At 67.8% G+C, this 25,266-nt stretch carries 17 protein-coding genes; 9 read left to right on the top strand and 8 right to left on the bottom strand.

What is annotated here, in order from left to right:
- Positions 1-20 precede the first annotated feature (20 nt).
- The 5 genes from mycP to ACWC5C_RS15430 all read left to right on the top strand — a co-directional run bounded on the left by mycP (position 21) and on the right by ACWC5C_RS15430 (position 3,523).
- Complete coding sequence (mycP, locus tag ACWC5C_RS15450; RefSeq protein WP_450875908.1) at positions 21-1,265, top strand: type VII secretion-associated serine protease mycosin; 1,245 nt, start codon at positions 21-23, stop codon at positions 1,263-1,265.
- A 170-nt stretch (positions 1,266-1,435) separates the two neighbouring features.
- Positions 1,436-2,188 (top strand): hypothetical protein, encoded by a 753-nt coding sequence (locus ACWC5C_RS15445; protein ID WP_450875907.1) that lies wholly within the window; start codon positions 1,436-1,438, stop codon positions 2,186-2,188.
- Between the two features lie 42 nt (positions 2,189-2,230).
- On the top strand, positions 2,231-2,536 hold the full coding sequence (locus tag ACWC5C_RS15440) for a type VII secretion target (protein ID WP_385439558.1): 306 nt from the start codon (positions 2,231-2,233) through the stop codon (positions 2,534-2,536).
- A gap of 32 nt (positions 2,537-2,568) precedes the next feature.
- Entirely contained in the window at positions 2,569-3,306 is a 738-nt protein-coding gene (locus ACWC5C_RS15435; protein WP_385439560.1) for a hypothetical protein, read from the top strand.
- A gap of 25 nt (positions 3,307-3,331) precedes the next feature.
- Positions 3,332-3,523 carry a hypothetical protein gene (locus ACWC5C_RS15430; RefSeq protein WP_450875906.1) on the top strand — a complete coding sequence of 64 codons (192 nt, stop codon included), beginning with the start codon at positions 3,332-3,334 and terminating at the stop codon, positions 3,521-3,523.
- 63 nt (positions 3,524-3,586) lie between these two features.
- On the opposite strand, the gene eccCa (ACWC5C_RS15425) is transcribed toward ACWC5C_RS15430, so the two are convergent.
- Complete coding sequence (gene eccCa, locus ACWC5C_RS15425) at positions 3,587-7,555, bottom strand: type VII secretion protein EccCa (protein WP_450875905.1); 3,969 nt, start codon at positions 7,553-7,555, stop codon at positions 3,587-3,589.
- A gap of 228 nt (positions 7,556-7,783) precedes the next feature.
- Here eccCa (ACWC5C_RS15425) and eccD point away from each other — a divergent pair, with 228 nt between their 5' ends.
- On the top strand, positions 7,784-9,259 hold the full coding sequence (gene eccD / locus ACWC5C_RS15420; protein WP_450875904.1) for a type VII secretion integral membrane protein EccD: 1,476 nt from the start codon (positions 7,784-7,786) through the stop codon (positions 9,257-9,259).
- 57 nt (positions 9,260-9,316) lie between these two features.
- Here eccD and ACWC5C_RS15415 read toward each other — a convergent pair whose 3' ends face one another.
- The gene (locus ACWC5C_RS15415) at positions 9,317-10,540 is read right to left on the bottom strand and encodes an RNA-guided endonuclease InsQ/TnpB family protein (RefSeq protein ID WP_450875903.1); all 1,224 of its coding nucleotides are present in this window, start codon (positions 10,538-10,540) and stop codon (positions 9,317-9,319) included.
- 612 nt (positions 10,541-11,152) lie between these two features.
- Here ACWC5C_RS15415 and ACWC5C_RS15410 point away from each other — a divergent pair.
- Positions 11,153-11,686, top strand: a complete 534-nt coding sequence (locus tag ACWC5C_RS15410; protein ID WP_450875902.1) for a hypothetical protein — start codon at positions 11,153-11,155, stop codon at positions 11,684-11,686.
- On the opposite strand, the gene ACWC5C_RS15405 is transcribed toward ACWC5C_RS15410, so the two are convergent.
- Positions 11,683-12,087 (bottom strand): hypothetical protein, encoded by a 405-nt coding sequence (locus ACWC5C_RS15405; protein WP_450875901.1) that lies wholly within the window; start codon positions 12,085-12,087, stop codon positions 11,683-11,685. The two genes, ACWC5C_RS15410 and ACWC5C_RS15405, sit on opposite strands and share 4 nt — an antisense overlap.
- Positions 12,088-13,386: 1,299 nt before the next feature.
- On the opposite strand from ACWC5C_RS15405, the gene ACWC5C_RS15400 reads away from it, so the two are divergent.
- Positions 13,387-14,481 carry a S8 family serine peptidase gene (locus ACWC5C_RS15400; protein WP_450875900.1) on the top strand — a complete coding sequence of 365 codons (1,095 nt, stop codon included), beginning with the start codon at positions 13,387-13,389 and terminating at the stop codon, positions 14,479-14,481.
- 356 nt (positions 14,482-14,837) lie between these two features.
- Here the strand turns inward: ACWC5C_RS15400 and ACWC5C_RS15395 are convergent, their stop codons facing one another.
- From ACWC5C_RS15395 to ACWC5C_RS15375, 5 genes are all read right to left on the bottom strand, one after another.
- A complete protein-coding gene (locus ACWC5C_RS15395) occupies positions 14,838-15,317 on the bottom strand; it encodes a hypothetical protein (RefSeq protein WP_450875899.1) in 480 nt (159 codons plus the stop codon).
- A gap of 82 nt (positions 15,318-15,399) precedes the next feature.
- Positions 15,400-17,223: an alpha/beta hydrolase gene (locus ACWC5C_RS15390; RefSeq protein WP_450875898.1), complete on the bottom strand. Its 1,824-nt coding sequence runs from the start codon at positions 17,221-17,223 to the stop codon at positions 15,400-15,402.
- 6 nt (positions 17,224-17,229) lie between these two features.
- On the bottom strand, positions 17,230-17,694 hold the full coding sequence (locus ACWC5C_RS15385) for a hypothetical protein (protein WP_450875897.1): 465 nt from the start codon (positions 17,692-17,694) through the stop codon (positions 17,230-17,232).
- Positions 17,695-17,968: 274 nt separating this feature from the next.
- Positions 17,969-22,051: a type VII secretion protein EccCa gene (gene eccCa, locus ACWC5C_RS15380; RefSeq protein ID WP_450875896.1), complete on the bottom strand. Its 4,083-nt coding sequence runs from the start codon at positions 22,049-22,051 to the stop codon at positions 17,969-17,971.
- Positions 22,052-22,254: 203 nt separating this feature from the next.
- Complete coding sequence (locus ACWC5C_RS15375) at positions 22,255-22,485, bottom strand: DUF397 domain-containing protein (protein ID WP_450875895.1); 231 nt, start codon at positions 22,483-22,485, stop codon at positions 22,255-22,257.
- 318 nt (positions 22,486-22,803) lie between these two features.
- Here ACWC5C_RS15375 and ACWC5C_RS15370 point away from each other — a divergent pair, with 318 nt between their 5' ends.
- A complete protein-coding gene (locus ACWC5C_RS15370) occupies positions 22,804-25,257 on the top strand; it encodes an outer membrane protein assembly factor BamB family protein (RefSeq protein ID WP_450875894.1) in 2,454 nt (817 codons plus the stop codon).
- The last annotated feature ends 9 nt before the right edge of the window (positions 25,258-25,266 follow it).

Here is a 25,266-nt window from a genome sequence, read left to right as displayed (position 1 = left end):
GCACAGGACGTACAGGCACGATGAAAGAAACGCTCACTCAGGTCCGGAGCCGGGCATCGGCAGTCCTCGCGCTGCTGGCGTCCTTGCTCGTCATCATGGGGCTCGTGGCGCCCTCCGCGCTGGCGGAGAACATGCGGGAACGCCAGTGGTACCTGGACGCCATGCAGGCGGAAAGCATGTGGAAGGTCAGCTCCGGCAAAGGTGTGACCGTTGCCATGCTCGACAGCGGTGTCGATGCCTCTGTGCCGGAGCTTCGAGGGAAGGTTCTGCCGGGGAAGAACTTCGTCGAGCCCGGTGCTGACGCTCGTACCGATCCGAAAGGGCACGGCACGGCCATCTCGCTACTCATCGCCGGGAGTGGAGCCGGTGGTCAGGGCGTCAAGGGCGTCGCCCCCGATGCGCGCATTCTGCCGCTCACGGTGACCGGCTCGACCAAGGAGTCCGGGAATACCACTGTTCCGGGCCTCACCAAGGCCATTCGATACGCGGCCGACAGCGATGCCCAGATCATCAACATGTCTCTGGCCTTCCAGGACTACTCGCTTGAAAAGGGCGAGAGAGAACAGCTCCAGAAGGCGGTCGACTACGCGATCGGACGCGGCAAACTGTTGCTGGCCGGTTCGGGCAACGACGGAAACACGTCGAACGACGTCACCTACCCCGCGGCCAGTGACGGCGTGGCCGGAGTCAGCGCCATCGACAAGTCTTTGGCGGCGACCAAGTTCTCGAACCACGGCTCCTTCGTGGCTCTCGCGGCACCGGGTGAGGACATCCCGACCAGCTGTATCGGGAAATCCGGGTATTGCAAAACCTGGGGCACCAGCCAAGCGACAGGCATCACCTCCGGCGCCGCCGCCCTCATCTGGGCCAAACACCCCAAGTGGACCGGAAACCAGGTGCTCCGGGTCATGATGGAAACCGCGGGCAAGCCCGCTGAGGGCAAGGTCCCCAGCCGCTACCTCGGCTACGGCACGATCCGCCCGCGCTACAACGTCCTGGAGAACAAGGGCGACCCGGGTCCGGCCGACGTCAATCCCCTCGTGGACGCCAAGAAGCCCGATTCCCCCGCCCCGTCCAAGGACAAGGACGGAGACGCCCCCTCCACCGCCCCGAAGGGCGGCGGCGCCGAGGCCTCCAACGCTGCCGAAGACACCAAGGACGGCGGCAGCGCGATGCCCTGGATCCTGGGGGCGGCGGGTGCCCTGGTCGTCGTCGGTGGTGGGATCTTCGTCATCCTCCGCCGCCGTGGCGCTCAGCGATTCTGACTGTTCCTCAAAAATGTCCGGTGACGGGCTGAATTCGTCATGCGCGCGTTCACCTGCCCGTCACTGAGATCGCTTTCGGTAGGCCCTGAACCGTAGGCGTGCTAGCGTGCACGACACGTTTGAGCCACGCGCTCTGCGAACGCCTCGTAAACGGTCAGATAGGGGGAAGCGTGACTGACGAGATCTTTCGAGGAATGCAGGAGTTCCAGCAATATGCGGAGAAACTCCAGCAGCTCATGACGGATATGCAGGATAAGGTTCCGCAGCACGCCACGGGCGAGGACGCCCAAGGCGCCGTCAGCGTGACGCTGGGGCCCGACCGGCTGCCCGAGTCCATCAGGGTCGCGTCCGACTGGCAGCGTCGGCAGCCTGCCGAGAACCTCGGCCCGGCCGTCGTCGACGCGTACGGCTCCGCCATGAGCGAGCAGATGGACGGCTGGTCGCGCACCCTCGAGCAGTCGGGCTGGGAGGAGCGCGCCGCGGAACTCGACGGCATGCTCCAGGTCCCCGGCTCGGGAGCCGGGTCCGCCGCGCCTCCGGTGGTACCCCGGCAGGACCGGGACCCGGTCCGTCCGAGGCCCATGGAGGACGTGGTCGAGGACACCCTGTCCGGGCTCGACGCCCTGGACGGGCTGGACGCGGACTCCTTCCGGGCCCCCGAGGTCACGGGAGAGGCGGCCGCCCGCCGGGTCGTCATCGGCCTCACCGCACACTCCCTGGTCTCCTGCGACGTGGATCCGCAGTGGGCCGCCCAGCAGTCGTCCATCCGGTTGAGCCAGGCGCTCAACGAGGCGCTGAGCCATGCCCGGGCCAAGCTGGAGGACGTCCAGAGCCCCGCCGCGGCCCAGATCGCGGACCTGAACCCACAGGGCCTCATGAACGAGTTCCTGGCCATACTCAACGACCCGCAGCGGCTGCGCTGACGCTCCGCTGTGCTCACTGGTTCGGAAAGGAACTGAGGCGCTATGGCGAAGGACCGTCTCAAGGTCATCACGGACGCCATTCGGTCCGAGGCCGGTATGTGGGACAAGCAGGCCAAGGCGATCGGCGACGTGGGCACCACGATCAAGGGTATGCGGCCCAGCCGACTCGAGTACGGCATGTATCAGATATTCGTCGGCGCCTATCAGGACGTCATCGATCACCTCTCGGCCCGTTGCGCCGAGGGAGATACGCGGATGACGGACATCGCCGACGCCTTGGTCAAGAACGCGAAGGCGTACGACAACCACGAAGCCGACACCAAGAAGTCTGTGGAAGAAGCCTACTAGTACCGAACGGTGCTCGGGGAACGGGGAGAGCAATGGCATTCAGTCAATCGGCATTCGACGACCTCATCGACAAGATCAATGAGAAGTTGAAGAAGGCCGGTGAGCTGCTGGACAAGATGGTCGACGGAGTCAACGGCTTCGCGGATAAATGGTATATACCCGATGCGGTGGCGAAGCCGGTCATCGCCGCGGCGAACAAGCTCGTCGAATTCGTCAACTGGGTGCTTGAGAAGATCGGTGAATTCCTCAAGGGCGTCATAGCGCCCGTGATGCTCTTCCTGGACTCCCTCGACTGGCAGGGCACGAGTGTCCGCGGCAAGGCGAGCACCGCCTCCTCCACCACGGCGAAGGGCAACCTCCAGGCCCCGAAGGAGTGGAAGGGCGAAGGGGCCGACGCCTATACGGGGGCCATCTGGACCCAGTCCACCGCCGCCGGCCAGGTGAGCACCAGCGCCGACTCGGTCGCCTCCAGCCTCCTCGTCGCCGCCGCCGCGGGACTCGCGTTCTACGGAGCCATCGGCCTCTTCCTGGTGCAGTTCATCCCCGCCCTGGGCGCCGCGGCCGCCGCCGGTGCGACCGGCGTCGGTCTGATCCCCGCCGCGATCGCCGCCATCGGGGAAGGAACCGCCGGGTGGGTGCTTCTCACCACCGCCTCGGTCGCTCTGGTGACCGTGCTCGGCGACCAGGCCAAGACCCTCGCCGAGATGAAGGGTCAGGCCGGCGACAACAGCGCGTTCCCGAACGGCCACTGGCCCATCGGCACCGCCTGACCGGACCACTTTTGAGGTGAAACCTGTGTACGGACCTCGTATCGCCGGAGTGAGCATCGCCGTACTGGCGTTGCTGTGGCTGCTGATGCCGGTCCTCACCGACTGGACGGTCGTACCGTCCAAGCCGGTGGGGGTGATCCTCTGCGTGCTGGTCGTGGCGTGCCCGGCGATCGGCGAGGTGTTCACGAAACGGCGGCAGCAGCGCGACAGCCGCTGACCACCAGCGCACAGCGGTAGGGGCTCGTCGAATCATCGACGAGCCCCTACCGCTGTATTGACCTCAGCCGTCCGCCTCCGGCAGCCACGCCGTCTGGATCAGCGACGCCCCGCCGCGCCGCGAGACGAACACGCCCCGTCCCGGCGGCAGCGGCCGCGCCTTGACCTGCCCCAGCAGCTCGCCCTCACCGGGCGCACCCGACAGCACGATGCCCTGCGCGCCCAGCTCCTTGAACCGCTGCATGAACGGCTCGTACGAGGAGCGCCCGGCACCCGCCGTCGTCCGCGCGACGATGATGTTGACGCCCGCGTCCCGCGCGTAGGGGAGGTTGTCCACCAGCTCGGACATCGGGTTCCCGGACGACGTGGCGACCAGGTCGTAGTCGTCCACCACGATGAAGGCCCGCGGCCCCGACCACCAGCTGCGGTTGCGCAGCTGCTGCGGGGTGACGTCCGTCCCCGGGATGCGCTGGCCGATGAGGGTGCTCATGTCGGCGATGTACTTCTCGAACGCGTCCTGCGTCGTGCCGTAGCCGACCAGATGGGACTGCGGCGCGACCTCCAGCAGGCTGCGCCGGTAGTCGCCGACGACGATGAGCGCCTCTTCCGGGGTGTACCGCTCGGTGATCTGCTTGATGAGCAGGCGCAGCAGCGCCGTCTTCCCGGACTCCGTCTCACCGTAGATGGCGAAGAAGGGGTCGCTGTCGAAGTCGACGAAGACCGGCGCGAGGTTGATCTCGTCGATGCCGATCGCGACGCCCCGCTGCGGCTGTTCGTGCCCGCCCGGGATCTCCCGTACCGACAGTGTCCGGGGCAGCATGCGCACCTGCGGTGCGTGCGGGCCCGGCCAGTTGTCCACCGACGCCTTGACGAACTCGGACGTCGCCTCCGACAGGTCTTCGGCGCTGCCGGTGATTCCGTCGATGCGCGGCAGGCTGCTGAGGAAGTGCAGCTTGTCGGGGGTGAGACCGCGGCCGGGGTTGCCCACCGGCACATTGGCGGCGATCTTGCGGTTCAGCTCGGAGTCCATCGGGTCGCCGAGCCGCAGCTCCAGCCGGGCGAGCAGCTGGTCCTTGAGCGCCGCTCGCATCTCCATGTAGCGGGTGACGGAGACGACCAGGTGCACACCGAGACCGAGGCCGCGGGTGGCGATGTCGGCGACGACCGGTTCGAGCATCTCGTAGTCCGTCTTGAAGGACTGCCAGCCGTCGATGACCAGGAAGATGTCGCCCCAGGCCTCGCCCGGCAGCTGCCCGGCGGCGCGCATCTGCCGGTAGGTGCCGATCGAGTCGATGCTGTTGTCCCGGAAGAACTCCTCGCGCCGGTTCAGCACGCCGGTCACCTCGGCGATCGTCCGGCGGATCTTCTCCGGGTCCAGCCGCGAGGCGACGCCGCCGACGTGCGGCAGCCCCTGCACGGCGACCATGCCGCCGCCGCCGAAGTCCAGGCCGTAGATCTGCACTTCGTGTGGCGTGTGGGTGAGGGCGAAGGCACCCATCAGGGTGCGCAGCAGGGTCGACTTTCCGGAGCGCGGACCGCCGATGACCAGCATGTGGCCCTGCGCGCCCGAGAAGTCGTGGTACAAGATCTCCCGGCGCTGCTCGATCGGCTTGTCGACCATGCCGAGCGGCACGCACAGACCGCCGCTGCGGGCGTAGCCGCTCGCGTGCAGCCCGCGTTCGGAGGAGACGGCCAGCTGCGGCACCAGCTGGTCCAGCGGAGAGGCGTCGGTGAGCGGCGGCAGCCACACCTGGTGCGCCGCCGGGCCGCGTCCCTCCAGACCGCGCACGATGACGTCCAGCACCGTGTCCGCGAGCGCGTCGTCGGTGCGGTCGCCCTCCGGGGCGTACGTGTATTCCGGGTCCGGCTCGGCGAACCGGACCGGCACCGGGGAGGCGGTGAACAGCACCGGCCGGCGGTCGGTCGGCAGCGGTCCGCTGCCCGCGATGGTCGTCGTCGTGGACCGGTAGACCCCGGAGACGTACGCCGCCTTGAAGCGGACCATCTCCTCGGTGCCGAACTTGAGATAGCCCGAACCGGGCACGGACGGCAGGTGGTACGCGTCCGGCACGCCCAGGGCCGTACGGGACTCCGCCGCGGAGAACGTCCGCAGGCCGACGCGGTACGACAGATACGTGTCCAGACCGCGCAGCCGGCCCTCCTCCAGCCGCTGCGAGGCCAGCAGCAGGTGCACACCCAGGGACCGGCCGATGCGGCCGATCTGGATGAACATGTCGATGAAGTCGGGCTTGGCCGTCAGCAGCTCGCTGAACTCGTCGATGACCAGCACGAGGGAGGCCAGCGGCTCCAGCGGACTGCCGGCCGCGCGTGCCTTCTCGTAGTCGTGCATGTTGGCGTAGTTGCCCGCGGAGCGCAGCAGCTCCTGGCGGCGCTGCAGCTCACCGGAGATCGAGTCGCGCATGCGGTCGACCAGCGTCAGATCGTCCGCGAGGTTGGTGATGACCGCCGCGACGTGCGGCATCTCGGCCATACCGGAGAAGGTCGCGCCGCCCTTGAAGTCGGCGAGCACGAAGTTGAGCGTCTCGGACGAATGCGTGACCGCCAGGCCCAGCACCAGCGTCCGCAGCAGTTCCGACTTGCCGGAACCGGTGGCTCCGACGCACAGCCCGTGCGGGCCCATGCCCTCCTGAGCCGCCTCCTTGAGGTCGAGCATGACCGGGGCGCCGCTCTCGCCGACCCCGATCGGCACCCGGAGCCGCTCCGCCGTCGAGCGGGTCCGCCAGGTGACCGCGGTGTCGATGGCCGCCGCGTCGCCGAGCCCGAGCAGATCGGTGAACTCCAGGTTGGTCATCAGCGGCTCGTCGTCGCCTCCGCCGCTGGACACCCGCATCGGGGAGAGCTGCCGGCTCAGCGCCTCGGCCGCGGGCAGCGGCAGCGCGTCCGGCACGCCCTCGTACACCGCCGACGCCGACTCGACCTGCAGCAGACCCGGCCGCACGATGAGCGACAGCCCGCCGCGCAGCTCGTCCAGTTCACCGCGGATGACCTCCAGCACCGTCACGCCCTGCAGGCCCTCCTGGGCGGCCAGCAGCGAGTCGGGCGGTACGAAACCGCCGTCCAGGATGACCACCACATGCGGCTGGTCCAGCAGCGGCTGCCCCTCCCGGTTGAACCGCGAGCGGCCCTCCAGATGGCTCTTCAGCAGCTCCTCGACCTCGGCCAGGCTGTCGCCGAACAGCCGCTTGGTACCGGCTCCGTCCACCGTTCCCGGCGCCTGCGTATGCGGCAGCCACTTGACCCAGTCCCACTCCTCCGTGGTGCCCGGCGCGGCCACCACCGCGATCACCAGGTCCTCCGGCGAGTGCAGCGCGGCCAGGCTCGCCACCAGCGACCGCGCGGTGCCCAGCGTCGTCCCGGGCTCCCCGGAGACCGTCATGTGGTAGAAGGCGCGCAGGCTGACCGCCATCGGCATGCCCTCGAGCGTCCGGTGGGCCGACAGGAACTGCTGCATGGCGCCCGCAGAGAGCGGCTCCAGCTCCTCCACCGGGGCAGTCTCCGGCGCCACCAGCGGTGTCCACAGCTCCTGCGGGCCGAGCCCGATCCGCACCTGTACGAAGTCGTCGTCGGTGATGCGCCGCTCCCACAGCCGGCTGCCCTCGGCGACCAGCGACCACAGCTGCTCGGGGGAGGGGTGCAGATAGAACTGCGCGTCCCGCTGCTTGCGCGCGGTGCGCTGCACCTGGCGCCGGGTCTTGGTGAGGTACTTGAGGTAGTCGCGGCGGCCCTCGATGGCCTCGCCCTGCGCCCCCTTCCGGTACCGGATCAGCTGGGCGATGGCCATCGCGACCGTCGACAGCAGCATCATCACGCCCATGATCTTCATGAACGGTGCGGAATTCGGCATGAAGAAGAAGACCACCGACGAGCCCATGCCCAGCATCGGCAGCAATTGCATCGCCATCCCCTCCTGCTCGCCGCGAGGCAATTCAGGAGGGGATTCGAGCCGGAGCTCATCCGCGGACATCTCGGGCGGTGTCACCCGAGGCGGGCGTTTCACGATGATGTGGCTCATCGGCCTATCTATCCCCCGGTGCGGGCTGAACGATTGACGGCCGGTCGAGGCCGGCACCCACGCTTCAGGGCGCGTCATGGCGGCGCCTGCCCGGCAATGTGCTGATCCTACGTGTACGAACGACAAACGGCGCCGGGTAGGGTGACGTTCCGCACGCGCAGCCACAATCGCGTTCGCGAACGCGTCCGCGAAAGAAGCGGAGACACGGGGAATGAGAGGGTTCCGCAGGTGAGTTCGACCACAGCGACCGGTTTCTGCCGAGTGACGGTCGTCGCACCCGACAGCCGCATAGATGTCGCTTTGCCTGACGACATCGCCCTTGCCGACCTGTATCCGGAAATACTCCGACTGACCGGCCAGACACAGCCCTCCGGCGCACCGGTCGGCTATCACTTCGTACGCCGCGACGGCACTGTCCTGGACGGCGCCCGCTCCCTCGCGGCCCAGCGCGTACTCGACGGCGACGTGCTGTCCATGCGCCCCTTCGCCCAGTCCCTCCCGCCCGTGGTGCGCGACGACGTCTCCGACGCCATCGCCTCCGCGGTCTCCGGCGACCGCACCCTGTGGAACGCCGCCTACCTGCGCGTCAGCGGCCTCTTCGGCGGGGCGCTGCTGCTGGTCTTCATGGGCTTCGTGCTCTGGTTCGCCGACCCGCTCCGGCACGACATGCACAGCCTGCCCGGCATCATCGCCGGTGCCGTCGGCCTGCTGCTCGCGGTCTACGCGGGCGTACGGGCCCGGGTGTACGACGACCGGGGCTCCGCCATCGCCCTCGGCCTCGCCGCACTCCCGCACGTCATGATCGGCGGATCCGGGGTGCTCGCCCTCGACCGCGGCGAGGGCATCGGGCGGCTGCAATTCCTGCTCGGCTGCGTCGCCGTACTGGTCGTCTCGGTCGCGCTGGTCGCCGCCATGCCGTCCGGTGACGCGCCCTTCGTCGCCGCCGTCGTGCTCTCGGGCTTCGGCACGGTGGCCACCTTCTGCCAGATCCTCGCCGAGACCGACGCCTCGGGCACCGCGGCTGTCTGCGCGGCCGTCGCCATCGCCGCCATCGCCTTCCTGCCCGGCCTGTCCGCGCGCGCCGCCCGTCTGCCCATCGGTTATGTGGCCCCCCGCGACTCCGCGCGCAACGACTTCGGCGGCGCCGACCCGGACAACTCCACCGCCGCCTCCACCCCGATCGACAGCGAGCGCATCGCGACCCAGGTCAGGCGTGGCCACGAACTCCTGCTCGGCCTCGTCGGCGGCTGCGCGGCGGTCGTCGTCGGCTCCGCCGCGGTGCTCGGCTTCTCCGACAACGCCTGGGCCCAGGTCCTCGCGCTCGCCGCCGGTGTCGCCATGCTGCTGCGCGCCCGCCTCTTCCGGTACACCTGGCAGGTCGCGTGCGTCCTGGTGTCCGGCATCGTCTCGCTCGCCCTGCTCGTCCTGGGCCTCGCGCTCAACCCCCCGGCGAGCGCCGTAACGGAGCTGCTCAGCGGCGACAGCGGCCCGCTCGACATCCGTACGGTCTGGCTGACCGCCTCCGTCGCCTTCGGCTCCCTGCTGCTCATCGCCATCGCGCTGATCGTGCCGAAGAAGAGCGTGACGCCCTTCTGGGGGCGCTTCGGCGACCTGGTGGAAGGCGCCATGCTGCTGGCGATCACGCCGCTCGCACTGGCCGTCCTGGACGTCTACGCCACGGCGCGCGGCCTGGTCAGCAAGTGACTTGCTCCTTGGGGTGAAGCCCGAGGATTCTGGCCTTCTCTCTCGAAGCCCGTACCGCTACGCGGCACGGCCTTCGAGAGGGAATCCGCGGCTTCCTGCTTCATTGCGCTGTGCCAGGACGGGTTCTGGTCTTATCGGCGCTCCACAGGCTGATACCGCCAGTCCGGCGGCCTTTTTCACGTTGCGTGCTGAGTTGATGTCCCGGTCGAGGAGGGCTCCGCAAGCGGGGCAGGTCCATTCCCGGATGTGGAGAGGTTTGTGGCCATCCACGTGGCCGCAGTAGGAGCAGGTCCGACTGGTCGGCACGAAGCGGCCGATCTTGATCAGGGTGCGTCCGTACCGGTCGGCCTTGTAGACGAGCATGGCCACGAACTGTGACCAGCCCGCATCGTGCACACTCTTGGCCAATCTTGTGCGTGCCAGTGCGTTCACCGCCAGGTCCTCCACTGCGATGGCTTGGTTCTCGCGGATCAGCTGTGTGGAGAGCTGGTGGTGAAATTCACGGCGCGCGTCGACGATGTGAGCATGCGTTCGGGCGACCTTCAGGCGGGCCTTCTCCCGGTTCTTGGATCCCTTCTGTTTGCGGGACAGCTCCCGCTGGGCCTTCTTCAGCTTCTTCTCCGCGCGGCGCAAGAACTGCGGAGAGTTGATCTTCGTGCCGTCGTCGAGGATCGCGAAGTGCGTCAGCCCCAGGTCGATGCCGACGGTCTGGTCGCCCTCGGGCATCCGGGCGGCGTCGGCAGCCGGGTCGGTGTCGATGACGAAGGAGGCGAAGTACCTCTCGGCCGCGTCCTTGATCACGGTGACGGAGGTGGGAGCAGTGGGCAGGGTTCGCGACCACTTCACCTTGACGGTCCCGATCTTCGGCAGGCTCAGCCGTCCGCTGTCGGTGACCGACCAGCGGGCGTTGGCGGTGAACCGGATCGACTGCCGCGCATCCTTGCGGGACTTCAACCTCGGCGCCCCCAGCCTGGGCCCCTTGCGCTCGCCCTTGAGGGAGGCGAAGAAGTTCCTGTAAGCCGCCTCGGCATCACGCAGGGACTGCTGGAGCACGACCGCGGAGACCTCGCCCAGCCACGAGCGGGCCTCGGTCTGCTTGGCCTGAGTGATCAGCCGCGCGGACAGCTCCCCTGCCTTCGGGAACGGGCCTCCCGCCGCTCTGGCGTCCTCGCGGGCGCGCACGGCATCGTTGAACACCACACGGGCGCACCCGAATGCCCTCGCCAACGCGCCGCGTTGGGCATGATCGGGGTACAGGCGAAAACTGTACCGAAGCCGCATGAAAGCCACCGTACGGACGTGGGCTGCGGGCGAGATGCAGGAGATCAGAACTGGTCGGCACTGCGCTTTCGTGATGCAGGTGCACGTCGCCTTCGTGACAAGTGCTGGCACAACGTGTTCCCGGGTGATCATTTGAGCCAAGGGCATCTCCTCAGGTCGCCTCTGTCAGGAGTTCCCGGACCTGTATGCCGTTGCTGGCGGGCCAACAATTTGTGGTTGAGCTTCTCCTTTGCCGGGACTGTCGGCGGCGCCCCCGCTCTCCGCGGTCAGGCAGTACACCGAGCAGCAAAACCGGTCGGTGTGAGTCCTGCCCGGCTCCGCCGGACCAGATCTGGCGACACTTCATGCCGCCACCCTCAGACTCGCTTCACTTCGTGGCTTCACATGGCAGCGGAATGATTCGATCCGCGCGTGGCCGCCGCCCTGCTGGCCCTGCGCCGGGGGTACCACAGGGGCGCCTGGGCAGGGGCATAACAATCCGGAGCACCGCGTCCAGCATGCCGGCCTATGCCCGGAAATCGCCAGCCGGGTGCTCACCACAACGTAGTTGGGAGCTGCACGCTCCGCGACTAAGGTGGTGCCGATCGCCGTATACGCCGTGGGGGGATGACAATGAGCGAGGGGCGACAGGTCTCGGCGACCGATGCGAGCGCGAGCCGAGTACGCACGGGAAGCGGAGAAGGCGGCGGAAGCGGCCGCAGCGGCAAACGCTCGGACCTCAAGGTCGAGGCCGAGACCCTGGCGAGCTTCAAGAGCAGGATCGACAAGATCCTGCTGGACCTCGAGGAATCACCGGCGGCCCGCGGCAAGATCAGCGACCAGACGGTCGGGCACGCCGCCTTCGGCGCGGAGTTCACCGCTGCCGCCGACCTGGCCGGCGCGTACGAGAAGATGCACGCCCGCCTGGAGAAGTTCTCCAGGACCCTGGGCGACCAACTTGAAGCGCTGGGCATCGCCGTCCAGATCTCGGACCGCGGCTACGACAGCGTCGACGCCGACCAGGCCGCCCGCCTCCGCGCCATCCAGAAGCGCACCGCCGAGTACTACGGCCCGACCGCGGACGACCGGCCCGGCACAGGCCACGGCAAGGACACACCGAAGACCGGCACGGGCAAGTCCGGCACCGCCGACTCTGACTTCAGCTAGGGGGAAGCATGGCGAACGGAGAGTTCGACGGCCTGTCGGTGGACAACCTGCGGGCGATGCTGGCCGCCTCCGACGCCGACAAACTGACCGCCGCCGGCACGGCCCTGGGCGACGCGGGCCCCAAAATCCTCGACATCGGTTCCGACCTGCGCCACCACGTCTCCCGCGTCGAATGGACCGGCGAGGGCGGCGACGCCTTCCGCGAATGGGCCCACGACTTCGCCCTCGAAGTCATGCGCTTCGGCCAGCTCACCACCACGGTCGGCAAACACGTGGCCCAAGCCGGCCAGACCCTCTCCGAAACCAAGTCCGCCCTCCCCGCCTCCAGAGACCCCCGAGCGGCCCACGAGGACCCGGCCACCCAGAAGGCCGCCACCCAGGAAGCCGAAGAGGCCCGCCACCAACTGGAACGCCTCTCCTCGGCCTACCGGGCGGCCCAGCAGACGATGGAGGCGGAGCCAGAACCGCAGTTCAAGGTGCTGCCGCTCAGTGACGATGGTGTGGAGGAGGGCCGGGGGTACGACGACGGCGACGCGGGTGCAACATCGCCAGGTCCAGGAACCGGCATAAGTCATTCGCAGCGGGAGCAAGCAGGCGTGTCAACGGCGGCCGTCCCCGCGGAGATGGAGTCAAGCCACCGCGAGGCGCCGAGGACCCACATCAACTCGACTGAAACGCTCCCCAAGTCCGAGGCAAAGTCGCCGCCCGGTGGGCCGACCCCGCTTGCGGATCAGTCTCGACAGACCGGCCCTAGCCCGATGCCATCGCCAACGGTCGGGCCTGGACCAGGGTTTCCTCGGACCGCAACGCCTGAGGGTGGGAGGAGCGCACCGCGTCTCCCTTTGAATGAACGTGGAACAAGAGTTGGAGACGAGACTTCACGTCGTCCGCTCACCCCGCGCGGACCCGCAGAGCGTGATGTCGTGGGGGACCAGCAACGCCGTCTCGGCTCTTCGCCCCGTCTTCCCCGTGGGCTGGTTGCGGGGGAGGAGAGCACGCCCATGTCCCGTGGCCCTATGGGAGGGAGCGGGAACCTCACGGCGAGGCCAACCGGGCCACCAGCAGAAGGCAGTCCTGCTGGGCGGCGGGTTGGTTCAGAATCGGGAGGGCAGGTCAGTGGCCCACGTACGTCGAGTCCCGGTACCACGGGTGCACGTCAGGGTGCTGTGGCTATTGGAGACGAAAGCGGGACCACCGCGCGAGGGCCGGTGCCACGCCTCGCAACTCCTGGTACGTCAGGCATGGTAAGCATGCCTTCTGGCGAGTCAGGCAGGAGACGGAGATTTGCGTCCGAGTCAGGGGGCTCCATCGCGGAACCACGGCCGTCATCCAGACGAGGAGCTGCATTCACTCGTGGGGGCACCGGACTTGTCCGCTCCGATCAGGCCGACGAGCAAGCCTTCCCTAGAACGGTGACCTCCCGTACCAGTCATCGCTGCCCTGACAATGAATCAGGTCAGGGGCTCGAAGCCCAGGAACCCTGGGAGCCGGGGCGCCGGGATACGTTGCCTCCTGTCATTGAATAGCCCGCACTTGAAGTTTCAGGAGAACGAGCAGGAATGTCAGCCTTGTCCGATGGAAGCGTGCGGCGTTCGGCACGTGGTCTGACGCTACTTGCCGCCTTTATCACATCCATGGGGAGTCTTGCGCCCCCCGCGACCGCCGAGGACATGCGTTCGCGGGGGTGGTACCTCGATGCAATGAAGGCTGACCAGATCTGGCAGACCAGCAAAGGTGAGGGTGTCACCGTCGCTGTACTTGACGCCGGAGTTGATAACACGCTCCCTGAACTGCGTGGTCAAGTCCTGGACGGGAAGGACTTTTCATACAAGCCGAAGGGGGTGAATGTTGATACGGATGGCCACGGCACGGAGATGGCCGCCGTTATTGCTGGAACGGGACTTTCGGGTGGAATTCAGGGGCTGGCGCCCGGTGCGAAGGTGCTTCCTGTGAAGACCGGCTCGGGCGAAAAGGGTGTAGGTGATTCGACGTCGAATTACCTTAAGGCGATTCGGTATGCCATAAAGCGCGGGGCTCGCATCATCAATCTCTCTAGGACCATCAATAGCCCCCTGGATGAGGAGGCCGTAAAGCGACTTCAGGCTGGCTTGGATGAAATTAACAATAACGATGTGCTCATATTTGCCGGAGCGGGAAATGACGGCGATTCCGACAATTTTGCGGGCTACCCATCGAGTCTTCCTGGAGCCGTCGCAGTAGCTTCTGTCAATCAGAGCGGCACTGTTTCCAGGTTTTCTACACATGGCCCACAGGTGGCCCTTGCTGCCCCTGGTGAAAAGATTCCTGGACATTGCCCAGGCAAGAGAGGCCGGTGTGAGGAAATGGGCACCAGCCACGCCACGGCCCTCACCTCTGCCTCGGCCGCCCTCATCTGGTCCGCCCACCCCAAGTGGACCGCGAACCAGGTCCTGCGCGTGATGATGCACACGGCAAGCAAGCCCAAGGGCAAGGTCCCCAGCGAGTACATCGGCTATGGCATCATCCGCCCCGCCCAGGTCCTGCTCGACGGAAAGGGAGACCCGGGGCCGGCGGACGTCAATCCGCTGTTCCCTAAATACCATCCAGGCAAGGGCCCGTCCGTATCGCCGTCTTCGCCCTCGAAGGCTGACGGGTCCTCGGACACCACAGATACACGAGACAAGACTCCTGCTGCCGCCACAACAGGCGATGACGGCAATAATGCCACTTTCGTTTACATCGGAGTCGGCGTTGCCGTAGCTCTGCTCCTTGGATGCGGCGGCTATGCGCTTGTGCGCCAGCGGCGGCGGGTATAGGCAGCCGTGACCCGAGCTTGTCTTGGTGGGCCTCGCTACAACTCGCTATGGCGCCTCCTCGAAGCATCCATGCCGTGGCTTCCTATTCCGTGACGGCCCGGAAGCGGAGCAAGGCGCGTCATGTGCTTCTGGGGCTATGAGGCACGTGCGGCTGTAGGTATTCCGGGCGCTGTCGGCGCGATTCAGCTCCCAACGAGGCTACTGACGGACCAGGTACCCCTCGCTACGGGAGGCGCTTTCGCCGCCCGTTTGGGCGGTCCGGGACGACCTGAATGCTCTCATCGCCGGTTAATCGGGGCTGTGCTGGCAGCGAGCGCTTACCTGGTTGTGGGCTTGAAGTGCTTCCGCGTGCGGCATCAGTACTCGTCCATTTTCTCCCCCTCCGGGACTTGGAAACAGGCAGAGACCAGGTCTACGTAAATCAATGAATTATTCCTTCCTTCCCCCGGCTTATCGCTCTTGTCGAAGAGTTCAATATTGACAGAGAAGGGCTGTTTTTTGGAATCTGCCGTCAGGTCAATATTCTTGGCCTTGCTGTTATTGGGTCCGTACTTGACGACCTTCCATCCTTTCTTGGGGAGGTCTTCTTTGAGGCGAGTCATCCCCTTTTTCAAGTCTTCGATCGGTATGCCTGACAAAGACCATGGATGGTGAATTTTGTAAAACTTATCCGAGTCTTTGTCTGTGCACTGGGACACTCCTGGCCCGGGCTTACTCGTTTCCCCATTGAGGCCAATGACGTCGAAAATCTCACTTGAAAGGGTTCGTGCCTGTTCTCGCGCTTGGGGGACGCTGCGCTTTTTTGGGGTGTACCCCAATTCATCTCCGCTGTTCATGCTGGAACATCCTGTCAGTGTGGCAGCCACAGCAATCAGGGTCACCGTGAAATATTTTGGGTTCACTGGCTGCGTTGCACGGTTAGTACTTTTCGCGCTGTACGGCATCGTAATTTTGGGTCACAACCTTTGCTTGATTCTTCAAACTTTGGGAATCCCTATCCCAGTAGCCACTATGCCCTGATGTGTCGACGTCCATCTGGGTGGCTCCAAAGTTTCTGTCATTTGGGACGGTCCAGTCGAAGCCTGTATCGGCGTGGAACTCGCGATGGCCGTGCCCGATCTGCCCGAGTGCCGGGACGAAGTCGTCGTCGGCTCCCTCGTTCCAGACGTGTCCCTTGGGGACGTCCATCTGATCAGCGTGGCCGACTTGGACGCCCGGACTGCCCGCAAATATCACATCGCCCACATTTGCATCGCCTTGACGGGCTGCGGAGCCGATGAGCGTGGTGCCGTAAGAATGTCCGATCGCGGTGATATGACTGCCTGACCCCGAATGTGTGGTGTTCAGTCCATCGATGAATTTATTGAATGCCGGAGCTCCGTCGTTTGCGTAATGGCTGAAGGGGGCGTCCTTTGTGATGCTATTCGGTGCGTCGTAGCCGAGCCAGGTGATGGTCGAGACGCTTTTTCCGCCTGCCATCGGATCTGCCGCCCGCCAAAGTTCAGTCATGCGGTTCAAGTCGCCGTCGACTTTACTAAGGCTTGCTGTGGTGCCCGGTACGTACACTGCAGTGTGATCGGCCGTATCTGGATTTCCGTTGGCGATAATAGCCCGTCCGTCATCTTTCGCGCTAAAGCCTAGAACATAAGCCCTGGGGAGATCCCCTCGCCCGGTTTCGTTGATGCGTTCCTGGATCTTATCCATTCCGTTCAAGGAAGATTGCAAGTAATTTTTATCTGCCTCGTGCTTGTGGTGCCAATTAAGCCATTCTTGCGTGTAGGCTGTGGCATTCGGGCCGAGATCTTTGAATTTGGTAGGTTCCTCAGGGATTTGCGATAGTCGAATCCGGTATTCGGATACTTTCTCTGCGAGTACCGTTCGGTTGGCGTCGTCGCGAATATCTGAAGGAATTCCGTCAAGATTTCCGAGTCTGGCGGGGTGCATGGCAGTGTAGTCGGCCTGCTCTCGGTCGGAGAGGCCTTTCCACCACTTGGCGTTTTCCTTCGGAGTGCCATCCTTGGGTGGACTCTTTATGCCGTCCAAATAGCCTTTCGCGCTTTTGTGGACCCCGCTTGCGTCTTTCTGGGCATCGACCCAGTCGTATCGAGATACGTGGAGATCGTCGTCGGCTTTCAGTCTTCGCAGCTTCGGGGCCCACTCGTTGTCGGCTTCTGTTGCTTCGTAGACAGCCTGGGCAATGCGGTTCGCGTAGGCCACCGCCTTGCCGTAATTCGGATTGGGGTGAATATTCTTCGCCTGGCGTGCCAACGTGTCCGCTGTATCGCTCGCGTCGCCAGCCGGATCGATTGGCTTGTTGGAGTCTTCTCCGTGGGCGCTTCCGGTTACTGTGCCGCCATCTGGGGTTTTTCCGTCGACCTTGTCACCTGCTGCTGGGTAGGTCACGGATCCATCGGCCTCCACTGTGAACTTTTCGGCCTTCGCGTCCTCGATGGCGTTGTCGAGCTTGTTCTTGGCGGCCTGGAGTTCGGAGGCGAGGGCGTTGAGGCCTGTGCTCACCACTCCGCACTCGACCTGGGTGTACTGAAAGTTCGCTGCCAGCTTCTGAAGCTGTTTCACGGCCTCCTCTGCGGCATTCCCCTCTAGCGCGCTCTGCAGTTTGGCGGCTATGCGGTTCTCAATATCATCCTTGGCCTGGCCGGCCATGTTGCTGACCGTCAGATATCCGGAAGCGGCGTCCTCGAATTCGGAAGGCTTGAGGGATTTGAGGGTTGCGTAGTCCACGTCAAATCACCGGCCCCGGTTCTCGCCGCCGACGGGGTCTGTGTCCTTGTAGCGTTCCGTCAGTCCACTAAAGGCACCTCGGATGGCCTCGTCATTCTTGTAGAAGGAGTCACCGGCCTTCTCGAGCAAGTCTTGGAGAGTGGTGCATCGCCCGCTCACGTCATCCAGGTAGCGCTTCCAGGAGCGGTACAGCTCTCGCTCGGCTGCTGCACTGTGTACTCCACCGCCGGTGTTAGTGCCCGCTTCCAAGCCCTTTTGCTCAAGTTCCAGCTTAGCCAGTGCCTTCTTGACGTCGCTCTTAAGTGAGCCGACTGAACTCCCTGCCATTTTCCAGGCAGACTTCTTGGACTTGAGGCGGCCTTTCCCGCTCGTGTTCCATCCCGCAGGCCCGTCAGCGCTTGCCAGGTTCATGCCGGCGTTAGCTGATGCCTGTTGTTTGAAGTTTGCCCATTCTTCCTCAAAGGCGACCATCAATCAATTCCCCCCATTTCGACTTATGTGGTTAGCGTAAGGTCAGTGGTCAAGCGTATGGGTGTAACACTCTGTTTGGGTATGAGTACTCCTACTCAGGTGTTGTGGGGCTCAGTGGATGCGGGGCTGCCCTCATGCCGTCAGCCGAGCCATGTGCGAGCGCTCAGCGTGTGTGGCACAACCCTGTGCCGTCCGCCGACCTGATGGCCTGTGACGTTTTCCGCCGACTGGTTCAGACTGGCCCACCGACAGTTCGTGACACACCTTGACACGTCTACTCGTTTCCCAACTGGTAGGGCAGCCAGCCGAGTTGGATGAGGGGGGTGTCGCCCTTGCGGGTGATGAGGGTGGCGCGGCCCGGGGGGAGGCGGCGGGGGCGGGTGTTGCCGAGGAGGTCGCCTTCGCCGGGGTCGCCCGAGAGGATGACGCCCTGGGCGCCCAGTTCCTTGACGCGCTGCAGGAAGGGCTCGTACGAGGTGCGCGAGGCGCCGGCCGTGCTGCGGGCGATGATGAGGTGGACGCCGACGTCGCGGGCGAAGGGGAGAGCGCTCAGCAGGTGCTCCAGGGGGTTTCCGGCGCTCGTGGCGACCAGCTCGTAGTCGTCGATGATGACGAAGAACCGCGGCCCGCTCCACCAGTCGCGGGCGCGGAGCTGCCGCGGGGTGACGTCGGGCCCGGGGGCCCGGTGTCGCATCAGGGCGCTCAGCGCGTCCATGTGCATCTCGAGGGCGGGGGCGGCCGGGGCGTACTCCAGGAGGTGGGATTCCGGGACGGCCTCCAGGAGGGCGCGACGGTAGTCGCCGACGATGATCCTCGCCTCGTCGGGGGTGTAGCGCTCGCTGATCTGCCGGGCCAGGAGGCGCAGCAGGGAGGTCTTGCCCGACTCGTTCTCGCCGAAGATCAGGAAGAACGGGGCGGTGTCGAAGTCGATGAAGACCGGGGCGAGGCCGTCCTCGTCGATGCCGATCGGCACACCGAGGTGCGGGTGGTCGAGGGGCTTCGGGAGCTGATCGGCGGGGAGATCGCGGGGGAGGATGCGGACCTCGGGGGCGTGGGGGCCGGGCCAGTGGGCGTTGACCGTTCGGACCAGGGTAGAGGTCGCGGCGGCCGCTTCTCCGGCGGACGTCGCTCCTCCGGCAGAGACCGATTCCCCGGCGGCGGCCGGATCGGCGGCGGCCGCTTCGGCGGCCGCGAGCCGCGGCCGCGCCGACAGGAAGTGGAGGCCTTCCGCGGTCTGGCCGCGGCCCGGGGCGCCGACCGGGACGTTGGCGGCCGTCCTGCGGTTGAAGTCGGAGTCCAGGGGGTCGCCCAGGCGCAGTTCCAGGCGGTTCATGAACTGGTCCTTGAGCGCCGCCCGCACCTCCATGGAGCGGGTGGCGGTCAGGATGACGTGGACGCCGTAGCCGAGCCCGCGGGTCGCGAGGTCCATGACCGGGCCTTCGAGCGCCTCGTGCTCCTGCTTGAAGGTTCCCCAGCCGTCGATGACCAGGAAGACGTCGCCCCAGCGCTCCTCGGGAAGCTCGCCCACCGCCCGCCGCTTCCGGTACGTGGCGATGGAGTCGATGCCGCGCGTGCGGAACAGCTCCTCGCGGTCGGTCAGCACACCGGTGACCTCGGCGACCGTACGGCGTACCCGCTCCGGGTCCAGCCGTGAGGCGACCGTGCCCACGTGCGGCAGGCCCGCGACCGCGGACAGTCCGCCGCCGCCGAAGTCCAGGCCGTAGAACTGGGCCTCGCGCGGGGTGTGGGTGAGGGCGAAGGACGCGATGAGCGTACGCAGCAGGGTGGACTTGCCGGACTGGGGGCCGCCCACCACCAGCAGGTTGCCCGCCGCGTCCGAGAAGTCGCGGTAGAGGACCTCGCGCCGCTGCTCGAAGGGCTTGTCGACCAGCCCGACCGGGGCGATCAGGTCGCCCGGGCGCGCGTAGTCCGGCGCGTGCAGACCACGGTCCGGGGATGTCGCCAGCGGCGGGAGCAGTTCGTCGAGCGCGGGGGATACGTCGAGCGGTGGCTGCCACACCTCGTGCGCGGCCGGGCCCTGCCCCTCCAACCGCCGCACGATGACGTCCAGCACCGTGTCCGACAGGGCGTCCGACGGGGCGTCCGGCGGGGCCGCGGCCCGGGAAGGCGCGGGAGAGGCGTACGCGGCCGGAACGGACGTCGCGGTGAACAGCGCGGGCCGCCGGTCGAGCGGGGGCGCGCCGTCGCGGCCGTCCGCCGCCGGGTCGTACGTGCGGTACGCACCGGAGACGTACGCCGCCTTGAAGCGCGTCATCTCGTCCGTACCGAACTTCAGATAGCCGGAGCCGGGCAGCGTCGGCAGGTGGTAGGCGTCCGGCACGCCCAGCGCGGCCCGCGACTCCGTGGCGGAGAAGGTGCGCAGGCCGATGCGGTACGACAGGTACGTGTCCAGGCCGCGCAGCCGCCCCTCCTCCAGGCGCTGGGAGGACAGCAGCAGATGGACCCCGAGCGAGCGGCCGATGCGCCCGATCTGGATAAACATCTCGATGAAGTCCGGTTTGGCGCTGAGCAGTTCGCTGAACTCGTCGATGATCAGGAGGAGGGTGGGCAGCGGCTCCAGCGGGGCGCCCGCGGCCCGCGCGCGCTCGTAGTCGTGGACGTTGGCGTAGTTGCCCGCGCCGCGCAGCAGCTCCTGGCGGCGTCGCAGTTCGCCGCGGATGGAGTCCTCCATGCGGTCCACGAGCGTCAGGTCGTCCGCGAGATTGGTGATGACCGCCGAGACGTGCGGCAGCTCCGCCATGCCCGTGAAGGTCGCGCCGCCCTTGAAGTCCGCCAGGACGAGGTTGAGGTGTTCGGAGGAGTGGGTGACCGTGAGCGCCAGGACCAGCGTGCGCAGCAGCTCCGACTTGCCCGAACCGGTGGCGCCCACACACAGCCCGTGCGGGCCCATGCCACCCTGCGCGGCCTCCTTGAGGTCGAGCATCACCGGCTCGCCGTCCTCCCCGGCTCCGATGGGTACCCGCAGCCGCTCGGCCGTCGTACGGGGCCGCCAGGTCCGGGTGACGTCCACGGAGTCCGCGTCGCCGAGGTCCAGCAGATCGGTGAAGTCCAGCTCGGACAGCAGCGGTTCGTCCTGGTCGCCCGCGCCGACGCGCAGCGGGGCGAGCTGGCGGGCCAGCGCCTCCGCCGCCTCCAGCGGGAGCGTGTCCGGCTCGCCCTCGTAGACGAGCCCGGCGGCGGAGTGGAGCAGGAGCCGTCCGGGGCGTACGTCGATCGACAGGCTGCCGCGCGGCTCGTCCAGCTCGCCCGGCACCACCTCGATGACCGTGACGCCCTGTATGCCCTCCGCGTGCGCCAGCAGCGCGTCGGACGAGACCGTGCCGCCGTCCAGGACGACGACCACATGGCGCGCACCGAGGACCGGTGGGCCGTCGGGGTTGAACCGGGGCCGCCTGGCGAGCGGGCCGTCCGGGCCGTGCGCACCATCTGAGTCCCCGGCGCCGTCCGGACCGTTCCCGGACAGCAGCGCCTCCAGCTCGTCCGCGTCCCGGCAGAACAGCCGCCGTGTGCCCGCCCCGTCCAGCGCGCCGGGGACCTGGGTGTGCGGCAGCCACTTCGTCCAGTCCCAGCGCGCGACGGCGTCCTGGCCGCCCGCCAGGACGGCCACGGCCAGGTCCTCCGGGGAGTGGAACGTGGCGAGCTGGCCCACTAGGGCGCGCGCCGTGCCCTGCGCGGTGTCCGCGTCCCCGGCCACCGTGAGGTGGTAGAAGCGGCGCAGCGACACCGCCACCGGCAGCCCCTCCACCGCCCCGTGCCGCATCAGGAACGACTGCATCGCACCCGCCGCGAGCGGCTCCAGCTCGTCGACCGGCGCCGTCTCCGGGGCTACCAGCGGCGTCGACAGCTGCTGCGGGCCGACGCCGACCCTGACCTGGCCGAAGTCCTCGTCGCCGAGCCTGCGTTCCCACACCCTGCCGCCGTCGGCGACCATCGCCCAGAGCTGATCGGGCGCGGGGTGCAGATACAGCAGCACTTCGAGCTGGGTACGGGCGGTACGGCGCACCCCGCGCCGGGTGTGCGCGAGGTACGTCAGGTAGTCCCGGCGCGCCCCCGCCGTCCGGCCCTCGGTGCCGCGCCGGAAGCGCACGATCTGGGCGGCGACGGTGGCGAGGGTCGACGCCAGCATCATCCAGCCCATGACGCGCATGAAGGGGCCCGCGCCCGAGTTGAAGAAGTAGACCACCGACCCGCCCATGCCGAGCAGGGGCAGAAACTGCGTCAGCAGACCGCCTTGCTCCTCGCGCGATAGCTCCGGCGGCGCGGTGAGCCGGAGTTCGTCCGTGGGCACGTCGGGCGGCAGCGCCCGGGGCGGACGCTTGACGACAATCTGGCTCACCGGGCGGTCAGTCCCCCTATTTCAGCTTCCCTGGACAGAGCGAGATTCGTTCCACGTCACGTCGATAGCACGTGACGTCGTCCCCCGAATCCTGTGAGCCTATCGATACGCCCCGTCACCGCGTCCGAGGGGGCGCCGCACGTGCCGAGGGGGCGTACACCGGCCGGTGTACGCCCCCTCGGCACGCATCGCGCTGCGTCTCCTCAGTTCACGTCGAATTCCCCGTCCCGCGCGCCGAGCACAAAGGCGCGCCACTCCGCTTCCGTGTAGCGCAGCACCGTCTCGGGGTCGGCCGAGTTGCGCATGGCCACGGCCCCGTTCGGCAGATAGGCGATCTCCACGCGTTCTTCGGTGGTGCTGCCCGGCGCGCTGAGCCACTCGACACCGGAGATGTCGAGGGCGTACAGCTCGGCCTTTTCCTTGGCGTCAGCCATCGGTGGAGAATCCCTTCGCATTACCGCGGGAACAAACCCGCACGGCCCTTGACGGACAGTCTCATCCACCGGCGCGCACGGCGGCAATCGAACACGGTCGGTCCATACCGGAAGGAGGCCGCCGCAAGCCGCCGGGTAGGGTGACTGCCGCGCGCATGACACGAGCGGAAAGCTGTACGACGAGGGGGCCTTGCACGTGAGTACGTTCGCCACGACCCGGTACGGCGGAGTCACCGTCGCCCTTCCCGGAAGCCGCGCAGGCGGAGCCTGAGCGGTGGCTGACGTGGTGCACATTCCCGCTGGCGGCGGGAGGCGCGCATGGAGCCGCTGAGCCGGGACGACCCGCGGCGGATCGGTCCGTATCACCTCATCGCGCGGCTGGATCCTGGTACGGGGGACGCCGCCGCGATGGCGCGGTGCTTCATCGCACGCGGTGCCGGTGGCGATCGTACGGTCCTCATCAGCGCGCCACCGGTGGCGTCGGCGGACGACGCCGGGTACCGGGAGCGGTTCCGGGCGGAGGCGGAGAACGCGCGGCTGCTGGCCGGTGCCTCGCGAAGCCGGTGGACCGTCCCCGTCGTGGAGATCTCGGCCGTCGGTACGCCTCCGGGCGTCAGCAGCCATTCCGTCGGCAGTACGCCCCCGCGCGACGGCTCGCCTTCCGGCGGCGGTACGGAGCCGCCGTGGAGCGCGTCCCCGTACCTGCCGATGCTGCCGCTGCCCGCCGCGCTGGAGTCGTACGGAGGACCGCTGCCGGTGCGTACCGTACGAGCGGTCGGCGCGGCGCTGGCCGAAGCGCTGGACGAGGTGCACACGGCGGGGTTCACGCATGCCGGGATCGCGCCGGGCACGGTGTTCCTGGCGGGCGACGGCCCCCGGCTGGCCGGGTTCGGCGCGGTACGGGCCGCCGGTCCTGACGGTGCCGCGCGGGCCGGGATGCCGGGGCTGGACGCCGACGCCCTGCCCCCGGAGCAGCTCACGGGCGGACGGCCGCGCCCCCTGGGGGACGTCTTCGCGCTGGGCTCGGTGCTGGCGTACGCCGTGACGGGGCTCCCGCGGCCCGAAGCCGACGCGCTCCCGGAGGAGTTGCGGGACACGCTCCGCTCGTGCCTCGCCCCGGACCCGGCGGACCGGCCGACGGCGCGGACGCTGCTGGACGAGCTGCTGCGCGGCGTACGCGCCCCGCTGCCCGCCGCGAGCGCTCCCCCAGGGGCGCCTGCGGGGCCGCTGCCCATGGTCGTCGACGGCGCCTCCGGCGGCCCGCCCGCCCCGCGCGGCGGCGGCCCGGGATCGACCGCCCTGGACGCCGGGATCAGCCGGGCCGCGGGTCTGCTGGGCCCGGGCTGGCTGCCCGGACGGTTGATCATCGCGCTGTCCGAGCAGTCGTCGGCGGTACTGGCGGCGGAGATCGACGCGGTGCCCGAGGCCGCCACGGTGCCCGAGACCGCGACCGACACCGCGACGCGGGACGAGACCGCGCAAGCGCCCCCGGGCCCCGGCGGGACCACTGCCGCCCAGAAGACCACCCGCCCCTCCCGGCGCGCTCTGATCGTGGGCGCCGCCGGGGGCGCGGCGGGGCTGGCGCTGGGCGGCGGCGTCACCTGGGTGGCGACGGAGTCGGACCGGCCCGCGCCGCCGACCCCGGCCCAGCGCCTCGCCGCTGCCCGCCCTTCGCGGCGGCGTGTGGAGGGCGCGCCGCCCACGCCCGTGTGGCGTCACGGCATCGAGGGCGCGGCCCCGGCGTACGCGCCGCTCATCTGGCGTGACGCGGTCGCGGTCATCACCGGGGAGCGGTCCGTCGCGGGAATCGATCTGCGGACCGGTAAACGGCTCTGGACGCACGACGGGCTCCGGCCGAAGGGGCAGCCCTGGGCGGGCGGCGAGGACGCGCTGTTCGTGCCGGGGGACGGCATCGCGGCGTTGGACCCGCGCACCGGTCGTATCCAGTGGCGGTCCAAGGAGTTCCGGCGGGGCGCGTCCACATCCTTCGCGACGCTGCTCGCGGTCGACGGGGCCACGGTGTGGTTCACGGCCGCGACGCGGGAGGGGAGCGGGCGCGTCGTAGTCGCCTACGACGTCGGCCAACGCGACGAGATGTGGCGCGGCCCCCTGCCGGACGGTTTCACCGACGGGCGTCTCCTCAAGGGCGCGCTCGTGGTGATGAATCGGGGCGGCCAGGGGGCGAAGACCAAGCAGGCCGTGGCCTTCAGCCGAGACGCCGGAAAGAAACTCTGGCAACGGGTTTATCCGGGCGTGAGCGCAGAAGGGATGGTCACCACCGACGCCGACCGCACGCTGATCGCCGCCGTCGACAGCACCCTGCGGGGGTTCGACGCTGCCCGGGGCGGCAAGGGGCTGTGGTCCATCGAGGCCCTCGGAAAGGACGGCAAAGGCCATCGCTCCGACTTCGGCCTGCCTCATGTGTACGGGAAGACCGCGTACGCCGCGGACGGCGGCTACGCCCTCCACGCGATCGACGCGGCCACCGGCCGGATCCGCTGGCAGCGCGCCTACGGATTCGTCATGAAGGACGTCTCCGCGCCGCGCACCCCTGACACCGTCGTCAGCCCGGCGGGACACCGGGTGTTGACCGCCGGGGATACGGAAGTGGACGCGTTCGACGCCGAGGACGGCGCGTTGCTGTGGCGCTTCGCCGATACCGGCGACGACGCGGGCAAGGGGACGGAATCGGCGCGCCGCAAGGTGGCGGTCACGGATGACCGGGTCGTCGTGATCGGCCGCAAGAGCGTGTACGCGCTGCCGCTGGATTAGGGAAGGACC

This window comes from Streptomyces sp. NPDC001700 (genome assembly GCF_053596435.1).
Note: the sequence above shows the minus strand (reverse complement) of the source record. Positions and strands in the feature narration are given on the sequence as shown.